The sequence below is a fragment of the Streptomyces sp. H39-S7 genome (genome assembly GCF_027158205.1).
GTDB lineage: Bacteria > Actinomycetota > Actinomycetes > Streptomycetales > Streptomycetaceae > Actinacidiphila.
This window is the reverse complement of sequence record NZ_JAPVLU010000025.1, coordinates 50,091-71,590: the sequence shown is the minus strand read 5'-3', so window position 1 is coordinate 71,590 and position 21,500 is coordinate 50,091. Positions and strand designations below refer to the sequence as shown.

Below are 21,500 nucleotides of genomic sequence, written 5' to 3'. Positions count from 1 at the left end.
GCGGTGACGCGCCCCGCCCCCGCTCTGGCGCCCCCTGGGCGCCTCGTACGGGTTCCGGCCCCCCGAGGAGTTACCAGTCACGGTGCGAGGAGGACGAGGATCCCGAGGTGAACTTCTTCACCAGGAAGATCAACCCGCCGACCAGCACGGCGAAGACCAGCACCTTGAACAGCAGACCGATGACGAATCCGATCAGGCTCATGATCAAGCCGCCGAAGACGACGAGAGCGATCACCGGGATCGCGACCCACTTGATCCACCAGGGCAGACCCTTGACCAGCTCTTCCATGACTGTTTCCCTCCAGATTCCTTCGTTGTCCCCGTGCTTCGACTCTAGAGCCGCGGAGGGGGCCGGCGGAGGGGTGGGAGACCCGATCCTTCCCTGACCGGTCCCCTACGGAACCCAGGGGTCCGACCCTCAGTCGCCGCCCCTCGGCCGGGGCTCAGGCCTCCGGCGGAGAGAAGACGACCATGACCCGCAGGTCCTCCGTCACGTGGTGGAAGCGGTGCGCCACCCCGGCCGGCACATAGACGACGCTGCCCCGGGCCACCGTGGTCGTCTCCTCGCCCACGGTGATCGCCGCCCGGCCGCTCACCACCAGGTAGATCTCGTCCTGCCGGTGCGGAGCCTGGGTGTCGAGCTCCCCGGCCTGGAGCGCGTACAGGCCCGCCGACATGTTCCGTTCGCGCAGAAAGCTGAGATAGGCCCCGTTATTGGCGGCCCGCTCCGCCTCCAGGTCGTCCAGCCGGAACACCTTCATCGCAGCTCTCCCTCGTCGTATCTCTTGCCCGGACGATCAGTTCTGCCACGATCACACCATGAAGAATTTCGTCGTCAAGACACTCGCCAATGCCGGGGCCCTCGGTGTGGCCATCTGGCTGGTCAAGAACATCACCCTCACCGGCGACGACACCTGGCACAAGGTGCTCACCGTCATACTGGTCGCCGTGGTCTTCGGACTGGTGAACTGGCTGGTCAAGCCGGTCGTCAAGCTGCTGTCCTTCCCGCTGTTCATCCTCACCCTGGGGCTGATCACGCTGGTCGTGAACGCCCTGATGCTGCTGCTCACCTCGTGGCTGGCGGGCAAGCTCAACCTCGATTTCCACGTCGAGGGCTTCTGGGCGGCGCTGATCGGCGGCCTGATCATCAGCGTCGTCTCCTGGGCGCTGAACATGCTCCTGCCGGACGAGGACTGAGCGATGCCGTTACGCCCGCGCGGGCGGAGGCCGGACCCACAGGATTCGGCCCCCGCCCCGGATCGGGGTTGACTGGACCCGCGCCCACACGCGGAACGCGGCACGACCCCAGTCCCCCAGGAGGCACGATGGCCGAGTACGACAGCGACGACACCGCGGGCGGCGACACCGCGGGTGAGAGCACGCGCAGCGTCCACGCCGGACGCCCGCCGGCGCAGCCGTACGAGCCCTCCCTGCCCGGCCCCACCTTCGTCTCGCACTTCCATCTGCCCGGTGAGGCGACCGGCCCGTACACCTACGGCCGGGACCAGAACCCGACCTGGACCCTGCTGGAACAGGCGATCTCCGAGCTGGAGTCCCCCGCCGACCCGACCGCCAGGACCGCCGTCTTCGCCTCGGGAATGGCCGCCGTCTCCGCCGTGCTCCTGTCCCAGCTGAGCGCGGGCGACACCGTCGTCCTGCCCTCCGACTGCTACCAGACGACCCGCACCCTGCAGAAGCGCCTGGAGTCGTACGGGGTCACCGTGCGGCTCGCTCCGACCCGCGGCGACGCCCAACTGCGGGCCCTGGACGGCGCGCGCCTGCTGTGGCTGGAGACTCCGTCCAATCCCGGCCTGGACGTCTGCGACATCCGCCGGCTCGCCGACGCCGCGCACGCGGCCGGAGCCCTCGTCGCCGTCGACAACACCCTGGCCACCCCGCTCGGCCAGCGCCCGCTCGACCTGGGCGCCGACTTCTCGGTCGCCAGCGGCACCAAGGCCCTGACCGGCCACGGCGACCTGCTGCTCGGCTACGTCACCACACGCGACCCCGAGCTCGCCGAACAGACCCTGCTGTGGCGCAAGACCGTCGGGGCGATCCCCGGCCCGATGGAGGCCTGGCTCGCGCACCGCTCCCTGGCCACCCTCGCGCTGCGCGTGGACCGGCAGGCCGCCAACGCCCTGGAGCTGGCCACGGCGCTCACCGAGCGCCCGGAGGTGACGGAGTTGCGGCACCCCGGCCTGTCCACCGATCCGGCGCACCGGCTCGCCGCCGCCCAGATGCGCCGATTCGGCAGCGTCGTCTCCTTCACGCTGCCCGACCAGGAGCACGCGGAGCGCTTCCTCGCCGCGCTCCGGATCACCGTCGAGGCGACGAGTTTCGGAAGCGTCCAGTGCACGGCCGAACGGCGGGCCCGCTGGGGCGGCGACGCGGTTCCGCCCGGTTTCATCCGCTTCTCGGTGGGCGTGGAGGACGCGGCCGACATCGTCGCCGATGTCACCCGCGCCCTGGACGCCGCCAAGTAGGGCTCCTACGCATAAATGCAAGAAGCGCTACGCAGAATGGGCGGTTCGAGCCTCCCCCCTCGTGGCTCGAACCGCCCTGGCGCAACGCGCGAAGATGCGCTCGAACAAGGCTAGTTGACTCTGCGTCAGTGTCCAATCACAGTACTTGGTACGACCTATCGATAAATTTATACTTGGCGGTTCGTCAGGTTCTGGCTGTGAGGAGACCATGGTGGACCTGGCCCTCCTCCGCACCTTCGTCACCGTGCACCGGGCCGGCTCCTTCACCCGGGCCGCCCAGCTCCTGGGCCTGTCCCAGCCCGCCGTCACCGGCCAGATACGCACGCTGGAGCGGCAGGTCGGCCGGCCGCTCTTCCTGCGGCTGCCCCGCGGTGTCGCCCCCACCACCGTCGGCGACGAGCTCGCGCACAAGGTCGCCCCGCACCTCGACGCGCTGCTGCGGATCACCGCGGCGGCCCCCGACGAGGACGGCCCCGGCGCCCACAGCCTGCACCTGGCCGGCCCGCCCGAATTCACCGCGCTGCGCATCCTGCCCGCCCTGGCACCGCTGGTCACCGACGGACTCCACCTGCGGGTCTCGCTCAGCGGCGACGACGAGGCGCTGGCGGGGCTCGCCGCCGGCCACCACGACCTGGCCGTCGTCAGCGTGCAGCCCCGCGACCGGCTGATAGCGGCCGTACCCCTGTGGGACGAGGAGTACGCGCTGGTCGCCTCGCCCACCTGGCTGGAGCAGACCGGCGGCCCGCACGGGGTGCGTGATCACGGCCCGCAGCTCCTCGACGACCTGCCCCTCGTCACCTGCGACGAGGAGTGCCGGCTGCTCTCCCAGTACTGGTCGGCCGTCTTCGACGCCCGGCCCACCCGGAATCCCGCGGTCGTCGTCCCCGACCTGCGCGCCGTCCTCGACTGTGTGCGCGACGGAGTCGGGCTGGCCGTCCTGCCCCGCTACCTGTGCGCCGCCGCACTCGCCGCCGGGGAGATCACGCTGCTGCTCGAACCGCCGGTGCCACCGCTGCGGACCTACTTCCTGGCCACCCGGGCCGGCACACTCGCCCTGCCCCATCTCGCCCGGGCACACGAGCGGCTGCTGACCGCCGCGCACGACTGGTAGCCCTTCCCTCCCCGGCAGCCAGGGGCGTGCCCCAAGGGGCCTGGACGGTCCTCGACGGGCCTCGACAGGCCTCGACGCGGTCCCCGGCCGGCGCCGGTGGCGCGTCAACGGGAACCAAGTGCTCCGATTCACCGCTCCCGGTGCGTTTGTCGATCCTTGTGTCGCGGCAGATCTCAACCATGCCCCAGGAGAACGAAGCTCCGGCCGAAGTCCCGGCCACCCGCCCGGTGGTCAAGCGCACCGCCCGGGCGATCCTGTTCGACGGCGACTGCATGGTCCTCATCAAGCGCACCAAGCCCGGCCTCGCCCCGTACTGGATCACTCCGGGCGGCGGCGTGGAGGACGACGACCCCTCGGTCGTCGACGCACTGCACCGTGAAGTGGACGAGGAGCTGGGAGCCAAGATCACCGACGTGGTCCCGGCCTTCGTCGACTCCGTCGAGCACATCGCGGAGAACGGCGCCCACGGCGTGAAGGTGCAGTACTTCTTCGCGTGCCGGCTCGCCTCGATGGACCCGGCCCTCCGGCACGGCCCCGAGGTGGACGACCCGTGCGGGACGTACGACGTCGTGCGCGTGCCGTTCAGCCGGGTCGGGCTGGCCTCGGTCGAGGTGGTGCCGCTGACACTGCGGCACTACCTCGACGCGAACATCGAAGGCGTACTGGGACTGATCGGCCCCGACCTGGGCTGAACGGGACGGGCCGGTGGACCGGCCGTGGGACCGGCCGTCGGCACCGCCGGTCGGGCCGGCACCCTTCGGCCCGGCTCCCGACAGCGGTCAGGCCGACGGCCGGAGGAACCAGCCGCGCAGCCGCCACCCGCGCCGTGCGGGCGGCCGCTCCGCCGGCCCCGGGGGCACGGACACCGTCCGCGCCACGGGCACGGGCGCCTTCGGCACGGAGACCGGCACCGGGACGGGGACGGGTGCCGTCACCGGTCGCACCGGTCGGCCTTCGGCGGCCGCACCGAAGTGGTCGCCGCCCTTGCGGCGTACGTCGTCGGTGCCCCACGGCCGGCCGCCGCCTGTGCCGGAACCTTTCTGCAGAGGCGCCGGAACCAGCCGCGGAATGTGCTTCGAGCAGTGGATGTAGGCCTCCTCGACCTCCACCTCGACCCACATCTGCGGACGGCGGCCGGGCACCGGATCCTCCGGCAGGTCCGGATGTGCGGCGCGCATCCGCTCGTCCGGGACGAGCAGCGCGCGGCCGTTGATGTGCAGCCCGATCCGGTCCTGGGAGAAGTCGATCAGCAGGATCCCGACGTGCGGGTTCTCGCGGATGTTCCCGAGCGAGGCCATGACGCCGTTGCCCCGGTACTCGGGATACGTCAGCGTCCGGTCGTCGAGGATCCGCACGAAGCCGGGCGGCCCCGCCCGGAAGGTGCTGTCGCACTCCCCGCGCCGGTCCGCCGTGGACAGGAAGAACATCTCCTGCCGGGCGACGAACTCCCGCATCCTCGGATTGAGCCGGTCCCGGACCTGGTCGTCGTAGAACCGGTCGGCGCGCCCGCCCGTGCCCAGTTCCGTCTGCATCAGGTGCTCGCCGTCGCTGCCTGGTCGCTCCACCCGGCTAGTCACCCGCCGCCACCAGTTCCTCCAGTGCGTCGTGCCGTATCCGGTGTGAGGGCATACCGCCGCCGACGAGCGCGTCCATGCTGCTGCGAATCATGCCGGCCGGGCCCGAGAGGTAGGCGTCGTACTTCTCCCACGGGCCGTACTGGCGCACGATGTCCGGCAGCGGGCCCGACAGGCTGCCGCTCGGGGTGTCGGCGACCACCGGCCGCACCGAGAGCCACGGGTGCTCCTCCTGCATGCGAAGCATCGTGTCGAGGTCGTACAGGTCGTGGTCGTGGCGCGCACCGTAGAAGACCTCGACCGAGCGCCTGCGGCCGTGCTCGACGACGTCCTCGACCAGCGCCTTGATCGGCGCGATGCCGGTACCGCCGCCGACGCACAGCAGCCCGCTGTCCGTGGTGTGGTCGACGACCATGGAGCCGGCCGGCGGCCCGAGCCGGATGACGTCGCCCGGTCGCGCGCGGTGCACCAGCGCGTTGCTGACCCAGCCGGCCGGGACCGCCTTGACGTGGAAGGAGAGCAGACCGTCCGAGCGGGGCGCCGAGGCGAAGGAGTAGTGCCGCCACACCCTCGGCCACCAGGGGGTTTCGAGCGACGTGTACTGGCCGGCCAGGAACGGGTACGGCTGGTCGGGCCGCACGGTCACCACGGCGATGTCCGAGGTGCGGGGCTCGTGCGAGACGATCTCGGCCTGCCACCATGGCGGCGCCGCCCGTTCGTCGGCGGCGGCCGCGTCGATCATCACCTGCGAGATCACCGTGTAGGCGCGCACCCACGCGGCCTCGGTCAGCGGGTCCCAGACCGCCGCGGCGTACCGGCTGAGCGCCCCGATGAGGGCCTCGCCGACAGCGGGGTAGTGCTCCGGCCGCGTTCCGTACTTGCGGTGGCCGCGCCCGAGGTTGGACAGGTACTCGACCAGGTACTCGGTGTTGTCGATGTTGTCGGCCGCGGTGAGCAGGGCCTTCAGGATCCGGTCGCGCTGGGCGTCCATGGCCGCGGGGAAGAGCTCGCGCAGTTCCGGGTGCCGGACGAAGAGCAGGGCGTAGAAGTAGCTGGTGGTCCGGTCGGCGACCGGTCCGACCTCCGCCATGGTCCGCCGGATCAGCAGCGCGTCCGGCGAGGCCTGGGGCGCGGTCGCGGCCTGGGGGGAGGGTATCCGCGCCGCTACGGGCTCGGGGTCCGACAGGAAGGCGGGGGTCGGTTCCGGAGTGGACGGTGACGCGGCCTCCGGCTGCCGGGCCCGTTCGTCCGCCTCCTCCCGCGCCCGCTGCTTGCGGGCGGCGGCCCGCCCGACGGGTCTTATGGCGGCCGGAGACCTGCTGGGTATCTCGGTTTCACCGCCCTCCGCCGCGTCCTGCAGAGCGTCGGATTCCCGATCCTGCAGAGCGTCGGATTCCCGTTCTGGCGGAGTGAACCAACCCCGGTTCGGATCCGTCTCGGCCGAGTTGGTGGTCACAGCGTCCATCGTGAGCTTCGCCTCGAACTTCCCCGGTCGATTTCCCGACGTGTGTCACGCGTGGTGGGGTGCGAGCGTGTCACGCAGGGGCGGCGCATCGGACAAATAGCCGGAAGCACAGGAAACGGGGATGCGTTCAGGTTAGGATCCATCGGCTTACGGCGGCGGCCCGAGGCGCTCGAACGGAGACGACCATACCCGGAACCTGCTGTTCAGCAAGTCCAGTTGGCTGATTCGTCCCGGCACGTTGGCCGAACTCCGTGACCCTTCCCACACATTCACGGAATTCGGTTTGCGTAACGTCATGTGGGTAGCAGATGCGGCCTCATTCGGTCATCCGCGGTCGAATTGATTCACCAGCTCAAAAGCCTCACGCAGGTCGCGCCCTGTATAGGCATGAGTAGCCAGATCCCGCACATAGTGGTCACCATTTACCGCAACCGAAGTCGGCACCACCCCGAACAACGCCGCGTCGGACAGCGAATCCCCGTACGCCACGCACTCCGCCCGCGTCACCCCGTACTGGGCGCAGAGTTCATCGGCGATGCCCACCTTCGACTCGGGCACCAGGATCCCCGTCAGATCGAGCACGGCCTCGGGCGCGAAGGGCACCGGCGGGAAGACCGAGGAGCGCGCCTCGTGCACGCCCCACTCGCGCAGCCGCCCCACGAAGAAGTTCGGCGACAGGGAGATCACCGCGCAGTGCTCACCGCGATCGGTGATCTCCGTCCAGACCTCACGTATGCCGTCCAGCCACGGCGCGCCCTCGAAGGCGGCCTTCAGCCGCTCCTCCGTCAGCGTCGTCCACATGGCGTACACGCGCTCCGCGAACCCCGGCGGGTCCAGCGTGCCGCGGATCAAACCGAGTTCCAGCTCCTTGATCTCATCGACCAGGTCCAGCTCCCGGGCCAGCTCCAGGCTTGCCGAGGAGCCGTGCATCAAAGTGCCGTCCATATCGAAAATGTGCAGCCGTGCCACGCGGGCGTCTCCCTCTTGCTTCGCCGGTCCCGCCTGCGCGGGGGTGCGTTCCCAGCGTGCGACGAGGACCACCGATCGGGCCACCCTTTTTGTGCGGCAGCTTTCCGTGCGGACCCCCGCTCAGGCGATGTTCCACGTGGAACATCGCACCTGTGGAACAGCGCACCCGTGGAACGGCGCGACCGTGGCACAGCGCCGGCCTCCCCCGAGGGCAGGGTCAGGACCCCACGCCGCTGAGCGTGACATCGCCGGAGCCCGTCCTCACCTGGATGCGCGCGGTGGCCGACGGGTCCGCCGGCACCGAAACGTGCTCGTCGCCGGAGCCCGTGCTGACATCGGTCGCGTACGGGCCGCCGGGCACGTGGACGGTGACGTCGCCCGATGAAGCCTTGATCGCGACCTTCTGCGGCGCCTTGACGAACGTCAGCCGGATCTCGCCCGACGACGCGGTAGCGCTGACGTCGGCTCCGCCGAGTCCGGTGCCGGTCAGATCACCCGAACCGGCCCACGTCGTCAGCGCCCCCGCGACCCCCGAGACATCGATATCGCCCGAACCCGTCTTCAGGTTCGCCGACGCCACCCCCTGCACATCCACGTCCCCACTGCCGGTGCTCACCTTCACGCTCGCTCCGGCGGGCACCGTCAGCTCGTAGTCGATCGAGCAGTCGTCGCACCCGTCGGTGAACGTCAGCGTGCCGTTCTCGACCTTCTGCCCGGGAGTCGGCTTGCCGTCCCCGTGATAGCGCACGGTCCTGTGGATGGTGACGCCGCCGCCCGCGCCCGGCCGGATGCGGACGTCACCGCTTCCCTTGCCCACCTCGACGGCGCTGACCGGGCCCGCGACCTTCGCGTCGTCCACGGACTTGTGCTCCGGAGAGCCGTGGAAGCTCACTCCGTCGCAGCCCGTCAGCGCGGCTCCCAGAACCAGCGCGGACACGATCAGTACGGCGGAACGCTTGGCTGTCATCACAGTCTCCCCGATCGCCGGAACCCTCGTCCGACGCTCCGCAGCCAACGTAAGGTCCGCCGTCACTCCGTCCCATCCGGACATCAGGTCTCTTGGTACGGGTGCTAGCACTACCGCCAGCCGTCGGGATCCACACCCCCCGGTACGCCGGCGGCCGCGTCGTAGGGCTCCCGGGTGAACACGAAGGACCCCAGGTCGAGATGGCGCACCCCGCCGTCGTCGCCGCTCACCACGCGCAGCGTCTCGCCCGCGTAGTAGCCGTCGAGGCCGGTCCAGGTGCCGTCGGGCTCCGCTCTGAACCGGGCGCCGCGCCCCCGCCCGTCCAACGGCGTGAGCTCGACATCGCGCTCCGCGCCCAGTCGCAGCACGAAGGGGGTGGTGCCCCAGTACCAGGGGCCGGTGAGCGCCAGCAGGGCCGGATCCGCCGAAGACCGCGGGCGCCACGGCACGGGGAAGCGCGGCTCGTTGTCGGCCACGATCGCCACCAGGTCGGCCGCCGCGGCGGCCACCTGCGGCCCGGAGGTGACGTTGGTCAGTACCAGCGCGCCCACCCCGTCCTCGACGCTCACCCAGAGCGCCGCCAGGAAGCCCGGCATGGACCCGGTGTGCCCCGCCAGCAGCCGGCCGTCCCGGCGCAGCAACTGCAGGCCCAGCCCGTAGCCGGGGTCCCAGTCCTTCCCGGCCGGCGCGGCGGCCGGGGTGCGCATCTCGGCGACGGACGCGGCGCTCAGCACCCGCTCGTCGCCCCCGGCCAGGAACACCGCCCAGCGGCACAGGTCGTCCGCCGTGGACCACAGCTGGCCGGCCGGTGCCATCCGCCCGGTGTCGTGCAGCGGTTCCGGCTGCATCAGATCGGCCCACGGGTGCACGGCCCAGCCGCCCGCGTGCGGTGCCTGCGGCAGCAGCGTCGTCCGTGCCATACCCAGCGGCTCCAGCACCTCCGCGCGCAGCACGTCGCCCCACGGCTCCCCCCGCAGCTTCTCCACGAGCGCGCCCAGCACGGCGTACCCCGGGTTGGAGTAGTGGTGGACGCGGCCGGCCGGATGCTTCAGCGGCTCCGTGCCCAGCACGTCCGCCAGCTCCGGCCGCAGCTCACCCGAGGTGCGCTCCCACCAGGGGCCGGGAGTCTCCGCCGCCAGCCCCGAGGTGTGCGCGAGGAGGTGGGCGATCGTCGCACCGCCCGGCGCGGCCCCGGGCAGGTGCGCCTCAAGGGGGTCCGCCAGGTCCAGCAGGCCCGCGTCCCGCAGCCGCATGACCAGCACCGCCACGAAGGTCTTGGTCAGCGATCCGATCCGGTACTGGGTGTTCCCGTCGGGGCCGTGGCCCTCCATCATGCTCCGGCCGCTCGACCAGACCGTGGCCCCGTCCCGCACCACCGCGCCCACCATCGACGGTGTCCGGCCCTCGGACTGTGCTCTGGCGAGCCGGTGCAGCAGTGCGCGCCGGGTGGAGGGAAGCAGTTCTTCGGCGGCCGGTGCGACGGCCGGTGCCGCGGACGACGGTGCTGCGGACGGTGCTGCGGACGGGTCAGGTGTCTCGGACATGTGGGACAGCCTCGCAGAGACGGTGCCGGTCCCTCCAAGTGTTTCCGGCGGCAGCGCTTGACTCTCACACTGTGTGAGGACCTGCACTGGGAGACGTCATGTTCACCATCGGAGACTTCGCCAAGCACGGCCGGGTATCGGTCCGCATGCTGCACCACTACGACGCGATCGGGCTGCTGCGGCCCGCCCGCGTCGACCCCGCCAGCGGCTACCGCTTCTACGAAGCCGGTCAGCTGTCACGGCTCAATCGCGTCATCGCCCTCAAGGACCTCGGCTTCAGCCTCGAACAGGTGCGGTCGATCCTGGACGAGCAGGTGAGTGCCGAGCAGTTGCGCGGCATGCTGCGGCTGCGCCGGGCAGAGCTGGAGGAGGCCATGGCAGCCGCCGCCACGCGGCTGACCCATGTCGAGGCGAGGCTCCGCACCATCGAAAGTGAGGGACGTATGACTGCCGACGACGTCGTGGTCAAGCGCATTCCAGCGGTCCGGGTGGCCGAACTGACCGGCACCGCCGCCGGTTTCGGCCCGGAGCACATCGGGCCGGTGATCACTCCGCTCTACGACGAGCTGACCCGCCGGCTGGAGGCCGCGGGCGTGGCCGTCACCGGGCCGGGGGTCGCCTACTACGAGGACGCTCCCCAGGGCGACGGCGCGATCACCGTCCACGCGGGCCTGACCGTCACCGCCGACCCGGCGGCCGGCCGGGACTTCGCGATCGTGGACCTGCCGGCGATCGGGAGCGCCGCCACGATCGTGCACCGCGGATCCATGGAGAACATCGTGTCGACGGCCCAGACCCTGGGCCGGTGGATCGACTCCGCCGGCGCCCGCTCCACCGGTTACGCCCGTGAGCTCTACCTCGAATGCCCGGAGGACCACGCCCAGTGGGTCACCGAGCTGCAGGAGCCCATCGCCCAGGACTGACCCTCCAGGACCGGTGCGCCCGGTGGCCCCGGAGCGGCGCGAACCGCCGCTCCGGGGCCACCGGGACTGGATCGATGCCCTTTCCTCGGCGGGACGATGAGTCTGCGGCTGAGCCACCGGGCACAGCACTGCATGGGAGTTCGGATCGCGCACCGATGAGTTTCCCGCGCCGCGCCGGTCCGTACGTGGGAGACCGACACACGGAAGGCTGGCGCCATGCGGAAACTGATCTTCGGAATGAACCTGACCCTGGACGGCTACATCGCCGCGCCCGGCGACGACATCGGATGGAGCGTGCCGAGCGACGAGCTGTTCCAGTTCTGGTCCGACCAGTTGCAGGCGACCGACCTGTCGCTGTACGGGCGCAAGCTGTGGCAGACGATGAGCTCCCACTGGCCGACCGGCGACCAACAGCCGAACGCCACCCCGGCGGAGATCGAGTTCGCGCGCCGCTGGCGGGACATGTCGAAGGTGGTGTTCTCCTCGACGGTCGACAAGGTCGACTGGAACACCCGCCTGGTCACCGGCGACGCGGTCGCCGAGATCACCCGGCTCAAGGCCGAGGACGGCGGCCCGATGGACATCGGCGGCGCGACGCTCGCCGGCGCGGCCATGCGGGCCGGGCTGATCGACGAGTACGTGCTGGCCACCGCGCCGGTCCTGGTGGGCAGCGGTACGCCGTTCTTCACCGCACTGGACAACTGGGTGAACCTGAACCTTGTGGAGACGCGGACGCTTCCCTGCGGCGTGATCCTGACCAGGTACGAGACGAGGCGCTGAGCGTCTGCCAACTGCCGTGAGGCTCTCCCAGGACTTTTGGGGACGCTACAGACGAGCCTCAGGTCTGCGCCATGTCGACAAAGCGCGAGTAGTGGCCCTGGAAGGCGACGGTGATCGTCGCGGTGGGGCCGTTACGGTGCTTGGCGACGATCAGGTCGGCCTCGCCCGCGCGCGGGGACTCCTTCTCGTAGGCGTCCTCGCGGTGCAGCAGGATGACCATGTCGGCGTCCTGCTCGATGGAGCCGGACTCACGGAGGTCGGAGACCATCGGCTTCTTGTCCGTGCGCTGTTCGGGGCCACGGTTCAGCTGCGAGAGCGCGATGACGGGGACTTCGAGCTCCTTGGCCAGCAGCTTCAGGTTTCGGGACATGTCCGAGACCTCCTGCTGACGGCTCTCGGGGCGCCGGGAGCCACCGGACTGCATCAGCTGCAGATAGTCGATGACGACCAGCCGCAGATCATTGCGCTGCTTGAGCCGCCGGCACTTGGCGCGGATCTCCATCATCGACAGGTTCGGCGAATCGTCGATGAAGAGCGGCGCCGCCGACACGTCCGGCATCCGCCGCGCGAGCCGCGTCCAGTCCTCGTCGGTCATGCTTCCCGAACGCATGTGGTGCAGCGCGACGCGTGCCTCCGCCGACAGCAGGCGCATCGCGATCTCGTTGCGGCCCATTTCGAGGGAGAACACGACGCTGGGCATGCCGCTCCCGATCGAGCAGGCGCGGGCGAAGTCCAGTGCCAGGGTCGACTTGCCCATGGCGGGGCGGGCCGCGATGACGATCATCTGGCCCGGGTGGAGGCCGTTCGTCAGCGAGTCGAGGTCCGTGAACCCGGTGGGGACGCCGGACATCCCGCCGCTGCGGGACCCGATCGCCTCGATCTCGTCGAGGGCGCCCTCCATGATGTCGGAGAGCGGCAGATAGTCCTCGGACGTGCGCTGCTCGGTGACCGCGTAGATCTCCGCCTGGGCGGAGTTGACGATCTCGTCCACGTCGCCGTCGGCCGCGTATCCCATCTGGGTGATGCGGGTGCCCGCTTCGACGAGGCGGCGCAGCACGGCGCGCTCGTGCACGATCTCGGCGTAGTACTCGGCGTTGGCCGCCGTGGGGACCGCGTTGACCAGGGTGTGGAGGTACGGGGCGCCGCCGACGCGGGTGATCTCACCGCGCTTGACCAGTTCGGCGGCGGTGGTGATGGGGTCGGCCGGCTCGCCGCGGGCGTACAGGTCGAGGATCGCGGTGTAGATGGTCTCGTGCGCCGGACGGTAGAAGTCCTGGCCCTTGAGCACCTCGACGACATCGGCGATGGCGTCCTTGGACAGCAGCATGCCGCCGAGGACGGACTGCTCGGCGTCGAGGTCCTGCGGGGGTACGCGTTCGAAGCCGCCGCCGCCCTCGGACCAGTTGCCCCGGTCGTCGCCGTCGTCCTTCTTGCTGTTGTTGCGCTTTCCGCCCTGTCCCGAGCGGAAGTGGGTGACCGGCAGCCGGTCACCAGGACCGCCGTCGGGGGGGAACGGCGGTTCGTCCCCCCAGTGGTCGTCCGCGGGTTCGGGTTGGGTCACCCCGCCACCTCCTCCGTCCGACCTGGCGCCATACCGTGCGTCTCTTTCTTACGCCACGGCTCTGACAATTGAGACACCCGGCACCTCGTGCGGCGCGTCGGGCAGGGGGCTCACGGTAGGGCCACGGAGACCGTTGGCCAAGACGGTTATCCACAGGCCCTGTGGACGGAGGCATCCAACCTGTGGAGAAGCCGCCTGAACCTGTGTACAGGCCTTGGGAAAGCACTGTGGACAAACACACAATCAGCCGACCTGAACCGCTCTGACCTGGCCTTTTCACATCCTCGGGCTGTGCAGAAGAAAAACTTTTGCCATTGGGCCAAGATCGCGACAAACCACGCGGAGGAGATCACTCTACGCAGTCAGCCGTAATAGTCGTGGATGGCTTGCAGGTATTACTTGTGGATGATTATCCTGAGGCTGTGAATCCGGTCGCCGAGCCCCCGCAGAAGAGCCGCCCCAGCCACCTCCCCAAGGAGACCCGGCGGCGGCACGACCGGGAGATCATCGCACTCGCCGTGCCCGCCTTCGGCGCACTCGTCGCCGAGCCGCTCTTCGTCATGGTCGACAGCGCGGTCGTCGGCCACCTCGGCACGTCGCAGCTCGCCGGGCTTGGCGTCGCGGCTGCCCTGCTGACCACCGCCGTCAACGTCTTCGTCTTCCTCGCCTACGCCACCACCGCCGCTGTGGCCCGCCGGGTCGGCGCCGGCGACCTGCCGGGCGCGATCCGCCAGGGCATGGACGGCATCTGGCTCGCCCTCCTGCTCGGCGTGGCCGTCATCGCCCTCGTCGTCCCCACCGCGCCCGCGCTCGTCGGCCTCTTCGGAGCCTCCGACACCGCCGCGCCCTTCGCCGTGACCTACCTGCGGATCAGCGCGTTCGGCATCCCCGCCATGCTCGCCGTCCTCGCCGCCACCGGCGTGCTGCGCGGCCTCCAGGACACCAGGACACCGCTGTACGTGGCGCTCGGCGGCTTCACCGCCAACGCGGGGCTCAACGCGGCCCTGGTCTACGGCGCGGGACTGGGCATCGCCGGCTCCGCCTGGGGCACGGTCATCGCGCAGAACGGCATGGCCGTGGTGTACCTGTACGTCGTCGTCCGCGGAGCGCGCCGGCACGGCGCGTCGCTGCGCCCGGACGCCGCCGGCATCCGGGCCTGCGCCCAGGCGGGCGTTCCGCTGCTGATCCGCACCCTGAGCCTGCGGGCGGTGCTGCTGATAGCCACCGCCGTGGCCGCCGGCCTGGGCGACGCCGAGATAGCCGCCCACCAGATCACGCTCACGCTCTGGTCGCTGCTGGCCTTCGCCCTCGATGCCATCGCCATCGCGGGGCAGGCCATCATCGGCCGCTACCTCGGGGCCGACGACCCCGCGGGGGCGCGGGCCGCCTGCCGCCGGATGGTGCAGTGGGGCATCGCCTCCGGCGTGCTGCTGGGCCTGTTGGTGGTCGTGACCCGCCCGCTGGTCGCGACGCTCTTCACCTCCGACCCGGCCGTCAGGAGCGCCCTCATGCCGGTCCTGCTGGTGGTCGCCCTCGGCCAGCCGGTCTCCGGCATCGTCTTCATCCTCGACGGTGTACTGATGGGCGCCGGCGACGGGCCCTACCTGGCCTGGTCCATGCTCGCCACTCTGGCCGTCTTCGCCCCCGTCGCGCTCGCGGTACCCGCCCTGGGGGGCGGCCTCACCGCGCTGTGGTGGGCCATGACGCTGATGATGCTGACCCGGCTCGTCGCACTCCAACTGCGGGCCCGCTCGGGCCGCTGGATCGTCACCGGGGCGGTACGGGCATAGCCGCTCTCCCCGGCGCGAGGGACGCGGTGCCGGACCGTCGGGGCAGGTTCGCCGTGCCGCCGAGCCGCGCCGACCGTATCGGCGGGCCGGTCGGACGGCCCGCCCGGAAGACGGCGAGCGGCCTTTCGCGGCCTCCCAGCCGCCGCGCCAACTCCTCCTCCGTCCGCGGGCAGTCGAGGATCTGGCTCAGCGGGTGCACGGCGATGCCCCGCTCCGCCAGCCCGTACCAGACCCGCACGAGCTCCTGCCCGGCCCGGACCAGAGCGGCCGGAGCGCCGGCGCCGGACGCGTCGGCCCCGGCGGCCGTGGTGAGGACCAGGACGCTCCCCTCGTAGCGCAGCAGCCCGCTCTGTGAGCCCGCCAGCAGCCGGGCCAGCCCGAGGCGCCGCAGCACTCCGTAGACGCCCGGTACGAGCACCGCCCGCAGCGCCGCCGCCTCGACCCGCGACATGGCCAGTGCCTCGTACGTCAGACCGTCGTCCGCGTAGCGCGGGTGGCCCCGGCGCAGACGCAGCCAGGTGCGCAGTTCCCGCACCACCGGCGGGGTGCCGAAGAGCCACCGGTCGGCGCGTACCGCGAGGCCGGCCAGTTCCCGCGCGGGCATCTCCACCAGGCTCGCCCGTTCCAGCCCGGTCCTGGCGGCGCCCAGGTCCGCCGCCGTGAGCCGGCCCCCGGTGTGGGCGCCCCTCGCGCAGCCGCGCAGTGCGACAGTCCGCGCGCTGAAGGGCGTCGCGTGCAGATCGGGCGCGGGCAGCAGCCGGGCCACCGTCCGCCGTTTCTCGTCGACCGTGATCTCGGCGCGTATCGCGAGCCCGGCGTCCGAGGCGACGATCAGGCAGGTCTCCACGAAGGCGCCCAGGGACAGGAACAGGTCGCGCCGGCCGGGATCGCCGTCGGGCAGTTCCCGGGACGGGTCCCAGCCCACTTCCACGGCGTCGTTGTCGTAGCGCAGCACCCAGGGCTGGGTGTTGTGCGCGCTCGGCGCGCGGCGGCACAGCTCCTCGCGCTCCCGCAGTACCGCCGTCCAATGGACCGAGTCCCGATTGCTCACCGCATTGCCCTCTCGTAGAAGGTGTAGCCGTGCAGCGGGCGGCCGCCGACACGCCGGTACTGCGCGGCCGACGCTGCGTTCCCGTGTTCGACGAAAGTGCTGCGCAACGTCCGGTAGCCGCCGCTGCGCAGATTGCGGTGCAGTTCACGGGCGAGGAGCGTCAGGTAGCCCTTCCCCTGGTGAGCCGGCACCGTTCCCTTGATGATCAGTACGGCCTCGCTGCGGTACCGGCCGCGGGTGGCCAGCAGCCGCAGTTGCCGGGAAAGTCCCATCCGGCCGCGGGCCGCCATGACGAAGCGCGAGATGTCGGGGACAGCGAGCACGAACGCGACCGGCTCGCCCTCGACCGTCAGGTAGAGCAGCAACTGCTCGTCGAGGAGATGCGCCAGCCCGTCCGTCTGGGCCTCGAGATCCGCCGCGGAGATCTCCGTGTAGTAGCCGAGTTGGGCGAAGGAGGCGTTGAGCATGCCGCGCAGCAGCGGCAGTTGCTCGGCCAGCCTCCGCCGCGACCCGTGGTGGATGCGCAGCCCCTCGGCCGCGATGCGGCTGTCGTCGAACAGGAACGCCTCGTCGGGGTCGACGGCGCCCGGACCGTCCAGGTTCTCGCAGACCCAGGTGTCGGCGGCGAACCTCCGGGTGAAGCCGTGCTGTTCGTAGGCGGCCGGGTAGTACGCCGGGTTCCAGGCGGAGTCGATGAACCCGCGGTCGCCGAACCCCGATGTGATGACGCCGCCCGACTGGTTGGGCAGCAGGCTGACCGGACCGAACGCCACATCCGTCCCCGCGCCGGCACGTTCGGTCGCCGCGAAGAGCTCCTGGGCCACGTCCTCCCCGACGTCCTGCGGATCGGCGAACTCTGCCAGCCCGAAGAGCTGGGCGCGCTTCCCGATCCTGCTGTCGAACCCGGAGTGGCGGTGCAGACAGATCCGGCCGACGGGCGTACCCGCCGCGTCACGGGCGACATGGAGCTCGGCGGCCCGCTCCCGGTGCCATGTGCGGATCTGGGGTTCCAGGGCCGGCACGTAGCGGTCGCGGGGGTGGATCCGCAGCGGCACCTCGCAGAACTCCCGCAGCTCGTTCCGTCCGACGACCTTGCTGACGGTGATGGTCACGGTCGGCCGTCCCGGTGCGCCGGGCACTGCGCGGCGGGCGCTGTGCCGGGCTCCGCCGCGTGCGGCTCCGCCCTGCGCCGCGCACGCCGTCCCTCGTGCCGCACGTGCTTGACGGGGCGCGGTGCGCGCCCTGCGGAGAGCTCGGTGCTCAGCGGCTCGAAGGTGTCGACGTGGGACAGCGCACCGTCCTCGGCCCGCCAGACACCGTTGGTGTACCCGGCCGCGTCCGCGGTGTAGATGCGGATCCAGCCGCCGGTCGCGCGGCCCTTTCCCTCGTCCGTCAGCCAGCACATGAGCTCGTGGTGGGCTTTGCCCCGGGCGAACTTCAGCAGTTCGTCACGGTCGGCGAAGAAGGCGATCGTCCCGAGGGTGAAGGGGAAGCGCCAGTACACCTTGTGCCAGACGTACCCCTTCATCCGCCGCATCTCGCGGACCATCCGCACGTAGCCGGGGCCCAGCGTGATGATCGCGCGCAACCCCGAGTACCGGGTGGCGCCGACGAACATCGCACCGGCCTGCCCGGGTGCCGGGGTGAGGGAGAAGTCGGTACTGCGCATGGTTCAGGCACCGCCCTTCGCGGTCGCACCGAGCAGGTACTTGTTCTTGATGCCGTGACCGCTGCCGCCGGCCGCGGTTCCCGTTCCCCTGACGAACGGCCCCGAGCCGTACGGGTGCACCCGCGCAGACACCTCACCGGCCGAAGCGTCCTCCGTCAGCGACTGCGCGAAGTCCCGGCTGCAGGCGGCGAGATGGCGCACCACGCCCGCCCGGCACACCTCGGCGAGCTTCGCGGCCCCGCCGGCGTCCAGCACCGTCCCCTCACGCAACTGCACGTGCACGACGGGCCGCGCCTCCAGGTCGTCGCCCTCCTCGATGGCCAGGCAGAAGCTCTCGATCCGGTCCGCCATCGGGTTGCCCTCGTACAGGCCGTACTCGACGTCCTGCGGGTAGATGTTGGCCCCCATGTAGGAGATGGTCGAGTCGGCCCGCCCGTAGAGGAACAGCAGCGGCAGCCGCATCTTCTCGCGCAGGGCGGCGGCCTCCGCGCGCTGCAGCAGGACCGGGCGGTCCGCGAACAGCTCGCGCAGGATCTCCCAGACCTGGGGGAAGGACATCAACGTGCCCTCGTCGCCGATGTTGTAGCGCAGTTTGGGAGCCATGACCGCGGTGGAGTTGATGGTGCAGAGCACCTCGCCGGTCCGCCCGTCGCCGGCGGTCTCCAGATAGGTCTCCAGAGGGTTGTACTGGAAGACCATCGGCAGCCGCTGTTCGTCCGGACCCAGGAAGGCCGCCCTGACAGCGGCGTCCTCACGCATCATCCGGCGCAGCCAGACGCTGAACGTGGTCTCGCCGCCCATCCCGATGGTGAGGTCGGACGCCCCGTAGCCGGACCGCACCTTGCCGAACACGTCTCCCACGTAGTCGCGCAGCGCTTCGGTCATCCCCTCGCCGCCGACCATCGCCGCGAGCCGGAAGCTCTTCTCCGCGAACCAGGGCTCACCGGCCAGCCGGTCCCGCAGGTGCTTGAGGAACGGCGGGTAGGCCGTGACGAGATAGTCGTAGCGCGGCCCGAAGTGCCGCAGCGTGTCGACGATCTTCTCCAGATCGGGGCCGGTGTTCTTCACGGTGGCGATCCGGGCCATCGCGATGCCGGTGTTCGTTCCGGTGGCCCAGGCGCCCATCGAGTAGGCGTTGATCACGAAGAGCCGCTTCGAGGGGAAGACGAGGCTGGTGTAGCCGGCCACGTTGCGGTGCACGGTGTTCAACTCCCGGCGGCTGCGCACCCAGTTGTACGGAGTGCCGGACGAACCCGAGGACTCGTCGACCACGCTGCCGGCGATCTCCACCCGCCCCTTCCAGCAGCGCGCCTCCTCCGGGTACGCCTTGACGTACGTTTCCTTGTCGGTGGCCGGGTAGGAGTCGAGCCGGAACCAGCGGAACCGCCAGCCGCCCTGCTCCAGGTGCGTCGCGTACGCCGGTACGTCCAGGGCCGCGAACTGGCAGGTCATCCAGGCGTGAAGACGTGCGAAGCCGCTCATCCACGGACGGTAGTTACGGGCCATCACCCGCCACACGAAGGGGTGCACCCGGTAGAGCCGGTACAGAGCGGTGAGCCCGAAGCTGATGATTCTCAGCAGCCACTGCCGCGCGAAGCTTCCCATTGCCATACCGCACATCCTGGCGGCGCCGACCCGCCCCGGGATGGGCTGCGCTACTCACTCCTGACCCGGTACCTACCTGAGTACGCCCGGCTGCGGGGCAGGCGTCCGGTGCGATGTTCCACGTGGAACATGCCGTGCGCGATGGGATGTTCCACGTGAAACATCCCGGAACGAACGAAGGACCGGCACCCCCTGCGGGGTACCGGTCCTTCGCACTGCGCCGAAGCGCGGCAGATCAGGCAGCAACAACCTCAAGGTCGAGCTTGACCTCGACCTCGGGGTGCAGACGCACCGAGATCTTGTGGGCACCGAGGGTCTTGATCGGCGTACCGACCTCGACACGACGCTTGTCCACGTCCGGGCCACCGGCAGCCTTGATCGCCGCAGCGATGTCGGCCGGCGTGATGGAACCGAACAGTCGGCCGCTGTCACCCGCGCGGGTGGTCAGCTGAACCTTGACGGACTGCAGCTTCGCCTTGACGGCGTTCGCGTCCTCGAGCGTGTGGATCTCGCGGATCCGACGCGCGCGGCGGATCTGCTCGACGTCCTTCTCGCCACCCTTGGTCCAGGCGATCGCGAAACCGCGCGGGACCAGGTAGTTGCGGGCGTAGCCCGACTTGACCTCTACGACATCGCCTGCGGCGCCGAGGCCGGAGACCTCGTTGGTGAGGATGATCTTCATGATTCGGTCACCCTTCCTTAGCGAGCGGTCGACGTGTAGGGCAGCAGTGCCATCTCACGGCTGTTCTTCACGGCCGTGGCGACGTCACGCTGGTGCTGCGTGCAGTTGCCGGTCACGCGGCGGGCACGGATCTTGCCGCGGTCGGAAATGAACTTCCGCAGCATGTTCGTGTCCTTGTAGTCCACGTATACGGTCTTGTCCTTGCAGAACGCGCAGACCTTCTTCTTAGGCTTGCGCGGAGGCGGCTTCGCCATGGTGTCTCTCCTGTTTGATCAAGAAGTTGGTGTCGTGACGCCCTTAGAAGGGCGGCTCGTCCGAGAAGCCGCCGCCGGAGGAGGAACCGGAGTTCCCTCCCCAGCTTCCGCCGCCACCCTGCTGGGCACCGCCGGCCGGAGCACTGGTCGCCCAGGGGTCGTCGGCAGCGTTACCGCCACCGGCCTGCTGGCTGCCGCCGGAGCTTCCGCCCCAGTTGCCGCCACCCTGACCGCTCTGTGCGCCACCGCCACCGCCACCGCTGTAGCCGCCCTGCTGGCCGCTTCGGCCACCGCCGGTCGTCTTGGTGACCTTGGCGGTCGCGGTCTTCAGGCTGGCGCCGACTTCCTCGACGTCCAGCTCGTAGACCGTCCGCTTGACGCCCTCGCGGTCCTCGTAGGACCGCTGCTTCAGCCGGCCCTGCACGATGACGCGCATGCCTCGCTGCAGCGACTCCGCTACGTTCTCCGCCGCCTGACGCCAGACCGAGCACGTGAGGAAGAGGCCGTCGCCGTCTTTCCACTCGTTGGTCTGCTTGTCGAAGATGCGGGGTGTGGACGCGACACGGAACTTCGCGACCGCCGCACCGGACGGGGTGAAGCGCAGCTCGGGGTCGTCGACGAGATTGCCGACGACCGTGATGACGGTCTCGCCTGCCATGGTGGTGACCTCTCGGCGGTGTGCTGGCTGCTTCTCGGAACCGGTACTGCTCTAAGCCCGCAGGCTCAGTGCAGTTCCGGGCGGAGGACCTTGGTCCGGAGAACCGACTCGTTCAGGTTGAGCTGACGGTCGAGCTCCTTGACGACCTCGGGCGAAGCCTTGAGGTCGACGACCGAGTAGATACCCTCGGCCTTCTTCTTGATCTCGTACGAGAGGCGACGACGGCCCCAGGTGTCGACCTTCTCCACGCTGCCGCCGCCGTTGCGGACGACAGTGAGGAAGTTCTCGATCAGCGGGGAGACAGCGCGCTCCTCGAGATCGGGGTCGAGAATGAGCATGAGCTCGTAGTGACGCATTGTGGAACCCACCTCCTTTGGACTCAGCGGCCACGGCGGTTCCGTGGCAGGAGGGTTT

23 protein-coding genes are annotated in these 21,500 nt (G+C 70.3%); 7 read left to right on the top strand and 16 right to left on the bottom strand.

Translation table 11 applies throughout. The features are described 5' to 3' along the window. Positions 1-70: 70 nt before the first annotated feature. A complete protein-coding gene (locus tag O3X23_RS24080; protein WP_269273576.1) occupies positions 71-289 on the bottom strand; it encodes a DUF5326 family protein in 219 nt (72 codons plus the stop codon). Between the two features lie 154 nt (positions 290-443). Continuing rightward, entirely contained in the window at positions 444-761 is a 318-nt protein-coding gene (locus O3X23_RS24075) for a cupin domain-containing protein (protein WP_269273575.1), read from the bottom strand. A 58-nt stretch (positions 762-819) separates the two neighbouring features. Here O3X23_RS24075 and O3X23_RS24070 point away from each other — a divergent pair, with 58 nt between their 5' ends. The 4 genes from O3X23_RS24070 (at position 820) to O3X23_RS24055 (ending at position 4,286) form a co-directional block, all read left to right on the top strand. After that, positions 820-1,197: a phage holin family protein gene (locus tag O3X23_RS24070; protein ID WP_269273574.1), complete on the top strand. Its 378-nt coding sequence runs from the start codon at positions 820-822 to the stop codon at positions 1,195-1,197. A 128-nt stretch (positions 1,198-1,325) separates the two neighbouring features. Continuing rightward, positions 1,326-2,483, top strand: a complete 1,158-nt coding sequence (locus tag O3X23_RS24065; RefSeq protein WP_269273573.1) for a cystathionine gamma-lyase — start codon at positions 1,326-1,328, stop codon at positions 2,481-2,483. A 211-nt stretch (positions 2,484-2,694) separates the two neighbouring features. Further along, positions 2,695-3,594: a LysR family transcriptional regulator gene (locus O3X23_RS24060; RefSeq protein ID WP_269273636.1), complete on the top strand. Its 900-nt coding sequence runs from the start codon at positions 2,695-2,697 to the stop codon at positions 3,592-3,594. Between the two features lie 179 nt (positions 3,595-3,773). After that, entirely contained in the window at positions 3,774-4,286 is a 513-nt protein-coding gene (locus tag O3X23_RS24055) for an NUDIX domain-containing protein (protein WP_269273572.1), read from the top strand. Between the two features lie 87 nt (positions 4,287-4,373). Here O3X23_RS24055 and O3X23_RS24050 read toward each other — a convergent pair whose 3' ends face one another. The 5 genes from O3X23_RS24050 to O3X23_RS24030 all read right to left on the bottom strand — a co-directional run bounded on the left by O3X23_RS24050 (position 4,374) and on the right by O3X23_RS24030 (position 10,113). Next, complete coding sequence (locus O3X23_RS24050) at positions 4,374-5,159, bottom strand: pyridoxamine 5'-phosphate oxidase family protein (protein WP_443047948.1); 786 nt, start codon at positions 5,157-5,159, stop codon at positions 4,374-4,376. A 4-nt stretch (positions 5,160-5,163) separates the two neighbouring features. Then, positions 5,164-6,633, bottom strand: a complete 1,470-nt coding sequence (locus tag O3X23_RS24045) for a globin domain-containing protein (RefSeq protein ID WP_269273571.1) — start codon at positions 6,631-6,633, stop codon at positions 5,164-5,166. Between the two features lie 324 nt (positions 6,634-6,957). Next, a complete protein-coding gene (locus tag O3X23_RS24040; protein WP_269273570.1) occupies positions 6,958-7,602 on the bottom strand; it encodes an HAD family hydrolase in 645 nt (214 codons plus the stop codon). Positions 7,603-7,819: 217 nt separating this feature from the next. After that, on the bottom strand, positions 7,820-8,569 hold the full coding sequence (locus O3X23_RS24035; protein ID WP_269273569.1) for a DUF4097 family beta strand repeat-containing protein: 750 nt from the start codon (positions 8,567-8,569) through the stop codon (positions 7,820-7,822). Positions 8,570-8,679: 110 nt separating this feature from the next. Beyond that, complete coding sequence (locus tag O3X23_RS24030) at positions 8,680-10,113, bottom strand: serine hydrolase domain-containing protein (protein ID WP_269273568.1); 1,434 nt, start codon at positions 10,111-10,113, stop codon at positions 8,680-8,682. A 98-nt stretch (positions 10,114-10,211) separates the two neighbouring features. Between O3X23_RS24030 and O3X23_RS24025 the strand changes: the two genes are divergently transcribed. Together O3X23_RS24025 and O3X23_RS24020 are read left to right on the top strand one after the other, a co-directional pair. Next, the gene (locus O3X23_RS24025; protein WP_269273567.1) at positions 10,212-11,036 is read left to right on the top strand and encodes a MerR family transcriptional regulator; all 825 of its coding nucleotides are present in this window, start codon (positions 10,212-10,214) and stop codon (positions 11,034-11,036) included. A 216-nt stretch (positions 11,037-11,252) separates the two neighbouring features. Further along, positions 11,253-11,816, top strand: a complete 564-nt coding sequence (locus O3X23_RS24020; RefSeq protein WP_269273566.1) for a dihydrofolate reductase family protein — start codon at positions 11,253-11,255, stop codon at positions 11,814-11,816. Positions 11,817-11,874: 58 nt separating this feature from the next. Here the strand turns inward: O3X23_RS24020 and dnaB are convergent, their stop codons facing one another. Beyond that, a complete protein-coding gene (dnaB, locus tag O3X23_RS24015) occupies positions 11,875-13,377 on the bottom strand; it encodes a replicative DNA helicase (RefSeq protein ID WP_269273565.1) in 1,503 nt (500 codons plus the stop codon). A gap of 422 nt (positions 13,378-13,799) precedes the next feature. On the opposite strand from dnaB, the gene O3X23_RS24010 reads away from it, so the two are divergent. Beyond that, entirely contained in the window at positions 13,800-15,167 is a 1,368-nt protein-coding gene (locus O3X23_RS24010) for an MATE family efflux transporter (protein WP_331283941.1), read from the top strand. Here the strand turns inward: O3X23_RS24010 and O3X23_RS24005 are convergent. The 8 genes from O3X23_RS24005 to rpsF form a co-directional block, all read right to left on the bottom strand. Beyond that, the gene (locus tag O3X23_RS24005) at positions 15,145-16,218 is read right to left on the bottom strand and encodes a hypothetical protein (RefSeq protein WP_269273564.1); all 1,074 of its coding nucleotides are present in this window, start codon (positions 16,216-16,218) and stop codon (positions 15,145-15,147) included. The genes O3X23_RS24010 and O3X23_RS24005 overlap by 23 nt on opposite strands. After that, a complete protein-coding gene (locus O3X23_RS24000; RefSeq protein WP_269273563.1) occupies positions 16,215-17,330 on the bottom strand; it encodes a GNAT family N-acetyltransferase in 1,116 nt (371 codons plus the stop codon). The genes O3X23_RS24005 and O3X23_RS24000 overlap by 4 nt, the downstream gene beginning before the upstream one ends. Continuing rightward, on the bottom strand, positions 17,327-17,887 hold the full coding sequence (locus O3X23_RS23995; RefSeq protein WP_269273562.1) for a DUF4188 domain-containing protein: 561 nt from the start codon (positions 17,885-17,887) through the stop codon (positions 17,327-17,329). The genes O3X23_RS24000 and O3X23_RS23995 overlap by 4 nt, the downstream gene beginning before the upstream one ends. A 3-nt stretch (positions 17,888-17,890) precedes the next feature. Beyond that, positions 17,891-19,498 (bottom strand): phenylacetate--CoA ligase family protein, encoded by a 1,608-nt coding sequence (locus tag O3X23_RS23990; protein ID WP_269273561.1) that lies wholly within the window; start codon positions 19,496-19,498, stop codon positions 17,891-17,893. Between the two features lie 229 nt (positions 19,499-19,727). Then, positions 19,728-20,174, bottom strand: a complete 447-nt coding sequence (rplI, locus tag O3X23_RS23985) for a 50S ribosomal protein L9 (RefSeq protein ID WP_138351150.1) — start codon at positions 20,172-20,174, stop codon at positions 19,728-19,730. A gap of 17 nt (positions 20,175-20,191) precedes the next feature. Further along, positions 20,192-20,428 (bottom strand): 30S ribosomal protein S18, encoded by a 237-nt coding sequence (gene rpsR / locus O3X23_RS23980; RefSeq protein WP_031512678.1) that lies wholly within the window; start codon positions 20,426-20,428, stop codon positions 20,192-20,194. A 43-nt stretch (positions 20,429-20,471) separates the two neighbouring features. Further along, positions 20,472-21,086 carry a single-stranded DNA-binding protein gene (locus tag O3X23_RS23975; RefSeq protein WP_269273560.1) on the bottom strand — a complete coding sequence of 205 codons (615 nt, stop codon included), beginning with the start codon at positions 21,084-21,086 and terminating at the stop codon, positions 20,472-20,474. Positions 21,087-21,151: 65 nt separating this feature from the next. After that, positions 21,152-21,442 carry a 30S ribosomal protein S6 gene (gene rpsF / locus O3X23_RS23970; RefSeq protein ID WP_138351152.1) on the bottom strand — a complete coding sequence of 97 codons (291 nt, stop codon included), beginning with the start codon at positions 21,440-21,442 and terminating at the stop codon, positions 21,152-21,154. Positions 21,443-21,500: the final 58 nt, after the last annotated feature.